The sequence below is a fragment of the Amycolatopsis albispora genome, from assembly GCF_003312875.1.
GTDB lineage: Bacteria > Actinomycetota > Actinomycetes > Mycobacteriales > Pseudonocardiaceae > Amycolatopsis > Amycolatopsis albispora.
Genome location: NZ_CP015163.1, coordinates 2096639 through 2109849 on the forward strand (window position 1 = coordinate 2096639; position 13211 = coordinate 2109849).

Consider the following 13211-nt stretch of genomic DNA (forward strand, 5'->3'; position numbering starts at 1 on the left):
GTCAGGTCTCCTTCCGGAAGTCTGAAAAGTCTTCGGCGGCGTCGAGCACCCAGTCGGCGAGATAGGTGGCGAAGGACTGCCGCACGAACACGCGGAAGTCGCCGTCGCCGAGCGCGAGCAGCAGCACGCCGGCCTGGCCGAGCTGGGTCTGCGCGCAGGCGCCGGGCCCGAACGCGGTGGGCCGCAGATCGAGGGCGCAGCCCAGCGAAAGCAGTTCCCTGGCCAGTTCCCCGCGCAGCCGGATGCTGGTGCGCTGCGCGGAGACGTCCACCGCCGCGCCGTCGAAGGCCGACACGACCCAGCCCAGTTCCTGCTCGAACTGCTGGGGTTGCGCGGTCGAGCTGGTCACCAGCCACTCGTCGGGACCGAGCCAGACGACCTGGCCGTCGGTGGTGTGGGTCCAGGTGTTGGGTTCGACCGGCAGCGCGGTGCCGAGCGCGCGGCCGACCGCCTCGGCCCCCGGCCCGGCGGGATCGACCCGCAGGTCCACCGCCGCGAACAGGTCTTCCGGATACGCGGTGAGCCCGGCGGGCAGCCCGGCCAGCGCTTCCCGCCGGTGCTCCAGCGGGTGCGTGCGGTAGAGGGTGTCAGCCATCGCGGCGGGCTCCTTCCGGATCGACCAGCACGGTTTCGCCGATCAGCGCGGGCACGAGCGCGCCGTCCACCGGCACGTGCACCACGTCGCCGATGCGCGCGCGGCCGTTCTTCACCAGCGCGAGCGCGAACGGGCGCGCGAGTTCCGCGCTGTGGTAACTGGAGGTGACGTGCCCGAGCATCGGCACGGGCGGCTCGGGCAGCTTGCCGTCCTCGTACAGCTCGACGATCTGCGAACCCTCCGGCAGCTTGGTGCGGCCGTCGGTGGGCAGCAGCGACACGAACTGCTTCCGTTGCGGGTTCAGGTTCTCCGGCCGGGTGAAGGAGCGCTTGCCGACGAAGTCCTCTTTCTTCTTCGACACCGCCCAGCTCATGCCGAGGTCCTGCGGGGTGACCGTGCCGTCGGTGTCCTGCCCGATGATCGGGTAACCCTTCTCCGCGCGCAGCACGTGCATGGTTTCCGTGCCGTACGGCGTGATCCCGTGCTTCTCCCCCGCCGCCAGCAGCCGTTCCCACAGCGCCCGCGCGTACCACGAGCCGACGTTGACCTCGTAGGCCAGCTCACCGGAGAACGAGATGCGGGCGACACGCACCGGCACGCCGTCGAGCGTGGTGTCGCGCCACGACATGAACGGGAACGCCTCGTTGGACACGTCCAGCTCGGTGAAGACCTCGCCGACCACGTCCCGCGACCGCGGGCCGACCACCGGGAACACCGACCACTGCTCGGTGACCGAGGTCAGGTGCACGCGCAGCTCGGGCCATTCGGTCTGGAGCCATTCCTCCATCCACTCCAGCACCGTGGCCGCGCCACCGGTGGTCGTGGTGAGCAGGAACCGGTTCTCGTCGATCCGCAGCACGGTGCCGTCGTCGAGCACCATGCCGTCGTTGCCGCACATCACGCCGTACCGCACGCGGCCGACCTTGAGCGTGCTCATCATGTTGGTGTACAAGCGATCCAGCAGCACCCCGGCGTCCGGGCCCTGCACGTCGATCTTGCCGAGGGTGGACCCGTCGAGCAGGCCGGCCGCGGAGCGGGCCGCCGCGCATTCACGCAGCACGGCGGCATCCATGTCCTCGCCGGGCTTCGGGTAGTACCGCGCGCGCTTCCACTGCCCGACGTCCTCGAACACCGCGCCCGCCTCGACGTGCCAGTCGTGCAGCGGCGTGACCCGCTCGGGGTCGAACAGGCCGCCCCGCGACCGCCCGGCCAGCGCGGCGAACGCGACCGGGGTGTACGGCGGCCGGAAGGTGGTGGTGCCGAGGTCCTCAATGGACACTCCGAGCAGCTCGGCGGTGATGCCCGAGGCGATCACCCCGGAGGTCTTGCCCTGGTCGTGCGCGGTGCCGATGGTGGTGTACCGCTTGACGTGCTCGACCGAGCGCAGTCCGGCGCCCACCGCGCGGCCGATGTCGGTCACCGTGGCGTCGCGCTGGAGGTCGACGAACTGGCGGTCCGGGTCGCCGTCGGTGCGCCACACCACTGACGTGGGCGTGCGGGCCGGTTCCGGACCGGCCGCCGGGGCGTCCGGCCCGGCGCCCTCGCGCAGCACGCCCGCCAGGTCCAGGGTGCCGTTGGCCGCGCCGATCACGGTGACCCCCGGCAGCGAACCGGACGGCCGGAACGCGCCGAGCGACGGGTCGTAGGCCAGCGCCCCGCGGACGTGGCTGAACAGGTGCACCACCGGGTTCCAGCCGCCGGAGACCAGCAGCAGGTCGGCGGGCAGCCGGACCCCGCCGTCGGCGGTGCGCGCGAGCACGGCCCGCACCCGCTCCTCCCCCTCGGTCCCGGTGACCACGGACGCCGGGTGCACCAGGATCCCGGCTTCGTCAGCGCGGGTTTCCCAGTCGCGCGGCGGGTTCTCGCGCACGTCGAGCATGGTCACGCGGGCACCCGCCCCGGCCAGGTCGATCGCGGCGGCGTAGGCGGCGTCGTCACTGGTGAACACCACGATCTCGCGTCCGGCGAGCACGCCGTACCGGTGCAGGTAGTCACGCGCCGACGAAGCCAGCATGATGCCGGGGCGGTCGTTGTCCTCGAACACGATCGGCCGTTCCTGCGCGCCGGTGGCGACCACCACCTTCAGCGCGCGGATGCGGTGCACGCGCTGGCGGCTGCGATGCGCGGGCGCCGCGGCACCGAGGTGGTCGGTCCGGCGTTCCAGCGCGAGCACAAAACCGTCGTCGTACTGGCCGAACGCGGTGGTGCGCTGGAGGTGCCGGACACCGAGTTCCGCCAGTTCCGCGACCACGTCCGCGACGAACTCGAGCGCGGGACGGCCGCCGATCGACTCGGTGCCGGTCAGGCTGCCGCCCGCGGCGGGCCGGTCGTCGACCAGCACCACGTCCTCCCCGGCACGCGCGGCACCGAGCGCGGCGAGCAGCCCGGCCGGACCGGCGCCGATCACCAGCGTGTCGGTGTGCGTGTGCTTGCGGTCGTAGCGGTCCGGGTCGGCGGTGCCGGCGAGGCGGCCCTGCCCGTTGACCCCGCGCGCGACCAGTCCGTCCACCAGCTCGACCGTCGTGGCCTGCAGCATCGGCTCCGGGAACGGCCGTTCGATCTGCACCAGCGCCGTGGCGTCCTCGGTCCACGCCGCGCTGATGCCGTGCGGGCGGCCGAGCTTGACGCTGGTGCCGACCAGGTGCACGCCGTTGGCCAGCAGCGCCGACGCGAGCGTGTCGCCGGGATGCCCGGTGTAGGTGCGGCCGTCGAAGGTGAACGAGAGCGTGCGGCCGCGATCGACGCGGCCGTACCCCTGGACCCGGCTCATACCCGCACCTCCTTCGGCCGCGGCTTGCTGGTGCTCAGGAAGCGGTAGGTGTGCGTGTCGCGCACGGCGGTGAACCAGCGGCGGCAGCCCGCGGCATGGCTCCACCGCTCGGCGAAGGTGCCCTTCGGGTTGTCGCGGTAGAACACGTACTCGGCCCATTCCTGGTCGGACAGGTCGGCGGGCCGGTCGGGATAGGCGATCCCGTCCTGGCCGCCGTAGTGGAATTCGACCTCCTCGCGGGGGCCGCACCAGGGGCAGTGGATCAGTTGCATGGTTGTCCTCGCCTTCAGTGGGCCACGGCGGCGGCGCCGTGTTCGTCGACCAGCGCGCCGGTGGTGAACCGGTCCAGGCCGAACGGGCGGACGTACGGGTGCGGTTCGCCGTGCGCGACGGTGTGCGCGAAGCACCAGCCGATGCCGGGGGTCGCCTTGAAGCCACCGGTCCCCCAGCCGGCGTTGACGAAGACGTTCTCGTACGGCGTGTGCCCGACGATCGGGCTCGCGTCCGGGGTGACGTCCACGATGCCCGCCCACGACCGCAGCAGGTGCGCGCGGGCGAAGACCGGGAACAGCTCCACCGCGGCGGCCATCTGCCGTTCGATGATGTGGAACGCGCCGCGCTGCCCGTAGCCGTTGTAGGCGTCCACCCCGGCGCCCATCACCAGTTCGCCCTTGTGCGCCTGCGACACGTACACGTGCACCGCGTTGGACATCACGATCGTCGGGTGCACCGGCTCCAGCAGCTCGGAAACCAGCGCCTGCAAGGGATGTGACTGCAACGGCGCGCGGACGCCGAGCTGGTCCAGCAGCACCGAGGTGTGCCCGGCCGCGCACAGCGCCACCGTGCCGCAGCCGATGTCACCGCGGCTGGTGCGCACCCCGGTCACCCGGTCACCGTCCACAGTGAACCCGGTGACCTCGCAGTCCTGGATCAGGTCCACCCCGGCTTCGTCGGCGCGGCGCGCGAAGCCCCAGGCCACGTAGTCGTGCTTGGCGATGCCCGCGCGCGGCTGGTAGGTCGCGCCCTGCACGGGGTAGCGGATGTCTGCGGAGGTGTTGATGATCGGGCAGATCCGCTTGACCTCGTCCGGCCCCAGCCACTCCGCGTCGATGCCGTTGAGCTTGTTGGCCTCGACGCGGCGGACCGAGTCGCGGACGTCCTGCTCGGTGTGCGCCAGGTTGAGCACCCCGCGCTGGGAGAACAGGATCGGGTAACCGAGGTCGTCCTCCAGGCCTTCCCACAGTTTCAGGGAGTGCTCGTAGATCGCGGCGGACTCGTCCCACAGGTAGTTCGACCGGATCAGCGTGGTGTTGCGGGCCATGTTGCCGCCCGCGAGCCAGCCCTTCTCCAGCACCGCGATGTTGGTGATGCCGTGGTTCTTCACCAGGTAGTGCGCGGTGGCCAGGCCGTGCCCGCCACCGCCGACGATCACCACGTCGTAGGTCTTCTTCGGCTCCGGGTTGCGCCAGAGGAAGTCCGGGTGCTCGGGCAGGTCCGCGCCCGGCGGGTTCGTGTCGGTGGTCATGCCGTCAGCTCCGGGTAGAGGGGGTGGCGGGCGGCGAGCGCGGCGACCCGGTCGGCCAGTGCGGCGAGCCCGGCTTCGCCGGTCCCCGGCCGCAGCGCGAGCGCGATGATGTCGGCGACCTCGGTGAAGTCCGCCTCGTCGAAACCGCGGGCGGCCAGCGCCGGGGTGCCGATGCGGACCCCGGAAGCCACCATCGGCGGGCGCGGGTCGAACGGCACCGCGTTGCGGTTGACCGTGATGCCCACCCGGTGCAGCCGGTCCTCCGCCTGCTTTCCGTCCAGTTCGGCGTGACGGAGGTCCACCAGCACCAGGTGCACGTCGGTGCCGCCGGACACCACGCCCACCCGGTCCTCGGCCAGCAACCGCGCGGCGAGGATCTTCGCCCCGGCCAGCGTGCGCTCCTGCCGCAGCCGGAACGCCGGCTCCCCGGCGAGCTTGAACGCCACCGCCTTCGCCGCGATCACGTGCTCCAGCGGACCGCCCTGCAGGCCGGGGAACACCGCGGAGTTGAGCTTCTTGGCCAGTTCCCGCTTCGCCAGCACCACACCACCACGCGGGCCGCCGAGCGTTTTGTGCGTGGTCGAGGTGACCACGTCGGCGTACGGCACCGGGTTCGGGTGCAGCCCGGCCGCCACCAGCCCGGCGAAGTGCGCCATGTCCACCATCAGCAGGGCACCGGTTTCGTCGGCGATCCGCCGGAACGCCGCGAAGTCCAGTTGCCGCGGGTAGGCCGACCAGCCGGCGATGATCAGCTTCGGCTGCCGCTCGCGGGCCAGCCGCGCCACCTCGTCCAGGTCCACCAGGTGGGTGTCCTCGCGCACGTGGTAGGGCACCGCGTCGAAGTACCGGCCGGAGAAGGTCAGCCGCATGCCGTGGGTCAGGTGACCGCCGTGCGCGAGGTCGAGGCCGAGGAAGGTGTCCCCCGGTTCGAGCAGGGCCGCCAGCACCGCCGCGTTGGCCTGCGCCCCCGAATGCGGCTGCACGTTGGCGAACTCCGCGCCGAACAACGCCTTCACCCGGTCAATGGCCAGCTGCTCCAGCACGTCCACGTGCTCGCAGCCCCCGTAGTAGCGCCGGCCGGGATAACCCTCGGCGTACTTGTTGGTCAGCACCGAGCCCTGGGCCTCGAGCACGCTCAGCGGCGCGAAGTTCTCGCTGGCGATCATCTCCAGCGTGCCCCGCTGCCGCGCCACCTCCAGCCCGAGCACCCGGTGGACCTCCGGATCGGCGTCCGCCAGCGACAGGCCGAGCACCCGTTCGGGACCCTGGGTCCCGGGGCGGTCAACGGTTACGGACATGCGGCCCCACTCCTGTCATATCTCCACGGGATTTCTGATATATCAATCAAATGTCACGCTAAGGCCCACGTCGGCGCGGGTCAAGAGGCCGGAAGCGGTCAGAATCCGCGATGGATCCACTCGTGCAGGTTCGGTGCCTCCGCGCCGATCGTGGTGCTCTCGCCGTGGCCGGTCCGGACCTCGGTTTCCGGCGGCAGCACCAGCAGCGTGTCCCGGATGGACTCGATGATCGTGCCGAAGTCGGAGTACGAGCGGCCGGTGGCGCCCGGCCCGCCGCGGAACAGCGTGTCCCCGGAGAACACCGTGCCGAGTTCGGGCGCGTGCAGGCACACCGAACCGGGCGAATGCCCGGGAGTGACCAGCACCGTCAGCTCCACGCCACCGGCGGAGACCACCTCGCCGTGCGTGAGTTCCTTGTCCGGCAAGCGTTCCGGATGGGTCAGCTTCCACAGTGGAGCCTCCTCCGGGTGCAGCAGGATCGGCGCGCCGAAGCTGTCCGCCAGCGCGGGCGCCTGCCCGACGTGGTCGTCGTGGGCGTGGGTGCAGACGATCGCGGTCACCCGGCGATCCCCCACGCGCGCGGCGATCGCGCCCGCGTCGTGCGCGGGATCGATCAGCAGCACCTCGCGCTCGTCGCCGGCGATCCAGACGTTGTTGTCGACCTCCCACGTCCCGCCGTCCAGCGAGAAGGTGCCGGAGGTGACCAGGTGCTCGATCACAGGACCACCACCGAGCGCAGCACCCCGCCCTCCTTCATCCGGGCGAACGCGTCCTCGACGTGGTCGAGCGCGATCTCCTCGGTGACGAACGCGTCGAGCGGGAGCCGGCCCTGCAGGTACAGCTCGATCAGGGCCGGGAAGTCCCGCGACGGCAGGCAGTCGCCGTACCACGACGACTTCAGCGCGCCGCCGTGCGAGAAGTACTCCAGGAACGGCAGGTCCGGTGCCTTCATCTCGGGCGTGGGCACGCCGACCAGCACCACCGTGCCCGCCAGGTCCCGGGCGCGGAACGCCTGCTTCCAGGTCTCCGGGCGGCCCACCGCGTCGATCACCACGTCCGCGCCGAACCCGCCGGTGTACCCGCGGATCGCCTCGACCGGGTCGAGGTCGCGCGCGTCCACCACGTGCGTGGCGCCGAACTCCCTGGCCTTGTCGAGCTGCCGCGGATCGCGGTCCACCGCGACGATGGTGGTCGCCCCGGCCAGGCGCGCCCCGGCGATGGCCGCGTCCCCGACCCCGCCGCAGCCGATCACCGCCACCGTGTCGCCCCGGCCCACCTGCCCGGTGTTCACCGCGGCGCCGATGCCCGCCATCACCCCGCAGCCGAGCAGGCCGGCCGCCTGCGGCCGCGCCCGGCTGTCCACTTTGGTGCACTGCCCGGCGGCCACCAGCGTCTTCTCCGCGAACGCGCCGATGCCCAGCGCCGGGCTCAGCTCCTGCCCGGAGGTCAGCGTCATCTTCTGGGTGGCGTTGTGCGTGTCGAAGCAGTACTGCGGCTTGCCCTTGCGGCAGGCGCGGCACTGCCCGCACACCGCGCGCCAGTTCAGGATCACGTAGTCACCCGGCTCGACGTCGGTCACGTCCTCGCCGACCGACTCGACCACCCCGGCGGCTTCGTGGCCGAGCAGGAACGGGAACTCGTCGTTGATGCCGCCTTCGCGGTAGTGCAGGTCGGTGTGGCACACCCCGCAGGCCTGCACCCGCACCACCGCCTCCCCCGGCCCGGGGTCGGGCACCACGATGGTCTCGACGGTGACCGGCTTGCCCTTTTCGAGCGAGACCACGCCGCGGACTTTCTGGGCCATGCTGTTCTCTCCTGTTTCTTCGGTGGACTCGGGGCGTCAGTCGGAGATGGCGTCCGCGACCCAGTCGCGGAACTCGCCGATGTGGTGCTCGCTGGGCACCAGCACGCCGCCCGCCGCGTAGGCCTTCGACGACATCGCGGGCTGGCACCGTTCGCAGGCCTCGAAGTCCTGCTGGTTGACCCGGTGGAACAGTTCCACCGACTTGCTCAGGTCGGCCCCGCTGTCGAGCACCGACTGCGGATAGAGCCAGTCGCACTCGACGATCGTCCGGTCCACCGCCATCGGGTACATCCGGTGGAAGATCACGTGGTCGGGCACCAGGTTGATGAACACCTGCGGATTGACCGTGATCGCGTAGTAGCGCCGGTCGTGGTGCTCGTCGACCCCGGCGAGCGTGCCGAAACCGGTTTGCCCGTCGATGGAGAACCCGGTGATGTCCTCACCGAACTCGGCGCCGTGGCCGACGTAGTACTGCGCCGCGTACCCGTCGGCGAACTCCGGCAGCACCTCGGTCAGCTCCGGGTGGATGGTGGCGCAGTGGTAGCACTCCATGAAGTTCTCGACGATCAGCTTCCAGTTCGCCTTGACGTCGTAGGTGATCCGGCGGCCGACGGCCAGCTCGTCGATGCCCCACTTCTCGATCACGTCACCGTCGCCGAGGCGGCCGCTGACCGCGGCCTGCACGGTGTCGGCGAACGACGGCGGCTCGTCGGCCAGGCACACCCACACCGTGCCGAGCCACTCGCGCAGCGCCACCCCGATCAGGCCGTACTCGTCGCGGTTGACGTCGTTCATCGAGTTCAGGTTCGGCGCCGCGATGAGCTTGCCGTCCAGGCCGTAGGTCCAGGCGTGGTACGGGCACTGCAGGGACCGGCGCACCGAGCCGGAGTCGTCCATGCACAACCGCGCGCCGCGGTGACGGCACACGTTGAGGAACGCCCGCAGCGAGCGGTCGCGGCCACGCACGATCAGCACGCTCTCCCCGCCCACGTCCACCGTGCGGAACTTGCCCGGCTCCGGCAGGTCGCTGCTGCGCGCGGCGGCGAACCAGTTCTTCTGGAAGATGCGCTGCTGCTCGCGTTCGAACAGGGCGGGATCGGTGTAGTGGGCCCCGGGCAGGGTGGGGATCAGGCTGGTGGCGGGCTCCGGCTGCTGGGCGCGAACTTCGACGGAACTCACGGTGGTCCTTTCTGCGGCGGTTCGGGGAAAGTCAGTTCGAAGTGGACAGACGCCCGGCGAGCCGGCGGCGCCACCGCCCGAACGAGCGGGCGCGGTCCACCGCGAGCACGGCCACCGGCTCGCCGGCGCGGTCGCGGTAGAGCGCGAGGAAGTCGAATTCGGCCACCTCGCCTTCGAGCACCTCCACCGTGCTGTCCTCGGTGCGGTGCCCGGCGAACTGGATGCGGTGGCCGTACTGGTCGGACCAGAAGTAGGGCAGGCGGTGGTGGGCAGGCGGGGTGTACTCGCGGTCCAGCAGGGCCGACACCGCGGCGATCGGCTGCTGGACGGCGTTGGTCCAGTGCTCCAGCCGGGACGGGCCACCGGCGTGCGCGCGGTCGGAGTTGGCGCAGTCGCCGACCGCGACCACGCCGGGCACGTTCGTCAGGCCCCGCGCGTCGGTGCGCACCCCGTTGGCCAGCTCGACGCCGGAACCGATCAGCCAGTCCACGCACGGGGACGCGCCGATGCCCAGCACCACCACGTCGGCGGGCAGCTCGCGGCCGTCGGTGAGCCGGACCGCGCGCACCCGGCCGTTCCCGATCAGCCCGGCCAGCCCGTGGCCGGTGTGCAGCCGGACGCCCTTGGTCGCGTGCAGCCGGGCGCACACGCGGCCCATCTCCGGGCCGAGCGGCCGGTGCAGCGGTGACGCCTCGGCTTCCACCACGTCGGTTTCGATGCCCATCGCCGCGGCCGTCGAGGCGATCTCCGAACCGATGAAGCCGGCCCCGATCACCACCAGCCGCGAACCGGGCACCAGCGCCTTCCGCAACGCGATGGCGTCGTCGAGGGTGCGCAGCGTGTGCACGCCGTCGAAGGGGCGGCCGGGCAGCCGCCGCGCGCGGGCGCCGGTCGCCAGCACCACGCCGTCGGACACGATCCGCTCGCCGTCGTCGAGCACCACCGCGCGGCCGGCGGTGTCCAGCGCGGTGGCGGTGCGGCCGAGCCGCCAGTCGGCGCCGAGCGCGGCGTCCTCCGGCGTTTCCAGCTTGAGGTCGAATTCGGACACCGTGCCCGCGAGGTACTCCTTCGACAGCGGCGGGCGGTCGTACGGCGCGTAGCCCTCGTCACCCACCACGGTGATCCGGCCGTCGTAACCCTGGTCGCGCAGCGCGCGGACCGCGGTCAGCCCGGCCAGCGAAGCACCGACCACGGTGACCGCCCGCATCAGGCGACCTCTTCCGCGAACGCGGGCGCGGCCTCCGCCGCGGCACCGATGGTTTCGTGCACGTAGACGTAACCGTCGACGAGGACCACCTCGTGCGTGCGCACCGGCTTCTTCGCGGGCGGCCCGCTCGGCCGCCCGGTGCGGAGGTCGAAGCACGCGGCGTGCAACGGGCACTCGACCGCGCATCCTTCCAGCCAGCCGTCGGACAGTGAAGCGTCCTGATGGGTGCACGTGTCGTCGATCGCGTAGAACTCACCGTCGGCGTTGAAGACCGCGATTGCCACCTGGCCCTGCACGCGTACAGACTCTCCGACAGGAATTTCGGACACCGCGCCAACTAAGATCATCGTGGCTCCTGTTGCATATGGCGGAACACGGCGTGCTATACGCAACGGAGAATCCGGCACCCTCCCGCCACGCGTCAACCCTCCCGGACCGACAACCCCTCTCCCAGGCACGGAGTTGCAATATGTACAACAGCGGCGACACCGCAGGCACCGGCGAACCCAGATCATCAAGCCAGACCGTGGATCGAGCGCTGTCCATGCTCACCCTGCTGGCCCAGCGGGGCCCGGCGGGTGTCACCGATCTGGCGCGTGAGCTCGGCGTGCACAAGTCGACCGCGACCCGGCTGCTCTCCGCGCTGGAGAAGTTCCGGTTCGTCGAGCAGGACGGCAACCGGGGCAAGTACCGGCTCGGCTTCGGCATCGTCCGGCTCGCCGGGGCGACCACCGCGCAGCTCGACATCGGCCGGGAGGGGCGGCCGGTCTGCGCGCGGCTCGCCGCCGAGTTGTACGGCGGCACGGTCAGCCTGAGCGTGCTCGAAGGCGGTGGCGCCACGGCCGTTGTCCAGGAACCGAGCACGGAACGCAACTGGATCGGGGTGCGGATGCCGTTGCACGCCACCGCGACCGGAAAAGTTCTGCTGGCAAGCCTCGGTTTCGAGGAACTCAGCAACGCGCTGGAACGCCCGCGCCAGCGGCTGACCGCCAACACCATCACCGCCAGCGGCGCGTTGCTGGCAGACCTGAATCGCGTTCGCGATCGCGGCTGGGCCGCCACCATCGGGGAGCTGGAGACCGGGCTGAACTCCGTCGCCGTGCCGGTCCGCGGGCCCGGCGGCCGCATCGCCGGCGCGCTGAGCGTGTCCGCCGCCGAAGAACACCTCGGGCTCGACGATTTCCAGGACATCGCCAGGGTGCTCACCCAGGCCGCGGACGAAATCCTGGCGCGGTTGCAGCGGCTGACCCAGCCCTGAACCGCGGCCGCCACCCTTGACCCCTTCTGACACATCTATTACGTTCCACAGATATATCAGTCGTCCAGCCGATCAAGGGTGATCATGAATTCGCATCGGACGAGGCCTTTCCCGCACCAGCCGCGCACCGGGACGGCGGGGTGAGCGGCATGGACGACCAGCCCGCACCCCGCCAGGCCGTGGTCGAGGACGAGCGCACGATCCGCCGCGCGACCACCGCGGCCACACTGGGAAATATCGCCGAATGGTACGACTTCGGCATTTATTCCTATCTCGCCGCGGTCGCACTTGATCGCGTTTTCTTTCCCGACGCCGGTGCCTGGGCGACGGTTTTCACCCTGGGCACTTTCGCCGCCGCTTTTGTGGTGCGCCCGCTCGGCGGATTCATTCTCGGCCCGCTCGGCGACCGGATCGGCCGCACCAAGGTGCTGGCCGGGACGGTGCTGCTGATGGCGGTGGCCACGGTCCTGCTCGGGCTGGTGCCCGGGTACGGCACGATCGGCATCGCCGCGCCACTGCTGGTGTTGTTCATCCGGATGCTGCAGGGTTTCTCGGCCGGTGGTGAATACACCGGCGCGCTCACCCTGGTCGCCGAATACGCCCCGGACCGCAGGCGCGGCTTTTTCGGCAGCTGGCTCGAATTCGGCACGCTGGTCGGCTACACGCTCGGCGCCGGGATCTGCGCGATCCTGATCGCCGTGCTGCCCGAGGACGACCTGCTGTCGTGGGGCTGGCGGATCCCGTTCATGCTGGCGCTGCCGGTCGGCGTGGTCGGCATCTACCTGCGGGTCCGGCTGGAGGAGACGCCGGCGTTCCGCCAGCTGATGGAACGCTCACCGGCGATGGCCACCATGTCGCTGCGCCGCGCCTTCCACATCCTGGTCACCCGCTACCGCTCGGCGGCGCTGATCGCCGGTGGGCTGGTGATCGCCTGGAACGTCACCAACTACGTGCTGACCAACTACGTGCCTGCTTATCTCACCGGCACGCTGCCGGACCACGGGCACCACGGCACCAGCGAGTCGGTGTCCACCGCGCTGCAGGTCGGCGTGATGCTGGCGATGCTGTGCGTGGTGGTGTTCCTCGGCAGGCTCAGCGACCGGATCGGCCGCAAGCCGATCCTGGCCACCGGCAGCCTGGCGCTGGTGCTGCTCGGGCTGCCGTCGGTGTGGCTGCTGCAGAGCGGGCCCGCCGGGCAGGTCGCCGGGCTGCTGATCATGGGTTTCACGCTGGTGTGCTTCGCCGCGGTGACCCCGTCGACGCTGCCCGCGTTGTTCCCCACGTTCATCCGCTACGGCAGCCTGGCGATCATCTTCAACATCTTCGTGTCCGCGTTCGCCGGCACCGCGCCCACGGTGATCGGCGTGGCCGTGACGACCTCGGGCAATCTCGACTGGCCCGGCTACTACCTCATCGGCGCCGGGGTGATCGGGCTGCTCGCCACGCTCTGGCTCAAGGAACCGGCCGGGCAGCCGCTGGCCGGGGCGGCGCCGCTCGCCTCCAGCGCCGACCTGCCGTCGCCGGAACTGTCGGAAACCGGTGTGCCGCTGGAAAATCCGCGTCAGTAGCGCCTCA

The 13211-nt window shown here is 71.0% G+C and carries 12 protein-coding genes; 2 read left to right on the forward strand and 10 right to left on the reverse strand.

The features are described 5' to 3' along the window. Position 1 precedes the first annotated feature (1 nt). The 10 genes from A4R43_RS09710 to A4R43_RS09755 all read right to left on the reverse strand — a co-directional run bounded on the left by A4R43_RS09710 (position 2) and on the right by A4R43_RS09755 (position 10725). Positions 2-595, reverse strand: a complete 594-nt coding sequence (locus A4R43_RS09710; protein ID WP_113692018.1) for a sarcosine oxidase subunit gamma — start codon at positions 593-595, stop codon at positions 2-4. Continuing rightward, positions 588-3365 (reverse strand): 2Fe-2S iron-sulfur cluster-binding protein, encoded by a 2778-nt coding sequence (locus A4R43_RS09715; RefSeq protein ID WP_113692019.1) that lies wholly within the window; start codon positions 3363-3365, stop codon positions 588-590. The genes A4R43_RS09710 and A4R43_RS09715 overlap by 8 nt, the downstream gene beginning before the upstream one ends. Continuing rightward, on the reverse strand, positions 3362-3637 hold the full coding sequence (locus A4R43_RS09720; RefSeq protein WP_113692020.1) for a sarcosine oxidase subunit delta: 276 nt from the start codon (positions 3635-3637) through the stop codon (positions 3362-3364). Before A4R43_RS09720 ends, A4R43_RS09715 begins: the two co-directional genes overlap by 4 nt. Positions 3638-3651: 14 nt before the next feature. Beyond that, positions 3652-4890, reverse strand: a complete 1239-nt coding sequence (locus A4R43_RS09725; RefSeq protein WP_113692021.1) for a sarcosine oxidase subunit beta family protein — start codon at positions 4888-4890, stop codon at positions 3652-3654. Then, the gene (locus A4R43_RS09730; protein WP_113692022.1) at positions 4887-6188 is read right to left on the reverse strand and encodes a serine hydroxymethyltransferase; all 1302 of its coding nucleotides are present in this window, start codon (positions 6186-6188) and stop codon (positions 4887-4889) included. The genes A4R43_RS09725 and A4R43_RS09730 overlap by 4 nt, the downstream gene beginning before the upstream one ends. A 98-nt stretch (positions 6189-6286) precedes the next feature. Then, positions 6287-6907, reverse strand: coding sequence for an MBL fold metallo-hydrolase (locus A4R43_RS09735; protein WP_113692023.1), 621 nt, complete (start codon positions 6905-6907; stop codon positions 6287-6289). Then, positions 6904-7992 (reverse strand): S-(hydroxymethyl)mycothiol dehydrogenase, encoded by a 1089-nt coding sequence (locus A4R43_RS09740; protein ID WP_113692024.1) that lies wholly within the window; start codon positions 7990-7992, stop codon positions 6904-6906. Before A4R43_RS09740 ends, A4R43_RS09735 begins: the two co-directional genes overlap by 4 nt. 36 nt (positions 7993-8028) lie before the next feature. After that, positions 8029-9171, reverse strand: coding sequence for an aromatic ring-hydroxylating oxygenase subunit alpha (locus A4R43_RS09745; RefSeq protein ID WP_113692025.1), 1143 nt, complete (start codon positions 9169-9171; stop codon positions 8029-8031). A 31-nt stretch (positions 9172-9202) separates the two neighbouring features. Continuing rightward, complete coding sequence (locus A4R43_RS09750) at positions 9203-10378, reverse strand: NAD(P)/FAD-dependent oxidoreductase (RefSeq protein ID WP_113692026.1); 1176 nt, start codon at positions 10376-10378, stop codon at positions 9203-9205. Then, complete coding sequence (locus A4R43_RS09755; RefSeq protein ID WP_113692027.1) at positions 10378-10725, reverse strand: bifunctional 3-phenylpropionate/cinnamic acid dioxygenase ferredoxin subunit; 348 nt, start codon at positions 10723-10725, stop codon at positions 10378-10380. The genes A4R43_RS09750 and A4R43_RS09755 overlap by 1 nt, the downstream gene beginning before the upstream one ends. A gap of 122 nt (positions 10726-10847) precedes the next feature. Between A4R43_RS09755 and A4R43_RS09760 the strand changes: the two genes are divergently transcribed. Both A4R43_RS09760 and A4R43_RS09765 read left to right on the forward strand, forming a co-directional pair. Beyond that, entirely contained in the window at positions 10848-11636 is a 789-nt protein-coding gene (locus A4R43_RS09760; RefSeq protein WP_113692028.1) for an IclR family transcriptional regulator, read from the forward strand. Between the two features lie 149 nt (positions 11637-11785). Beyond that, positions 11786-13204 (forward strand): MFS transporter, encoded by a 1419-nt coding sequence (locus tag A4R43_RS09765; protein ID WP_113692029.1) that lies wholly within the window; start codon positions 11786-11788, stop codon positions 13202-13204. Positions 13205-13211 lie beyond the last annotated feature (7 nt).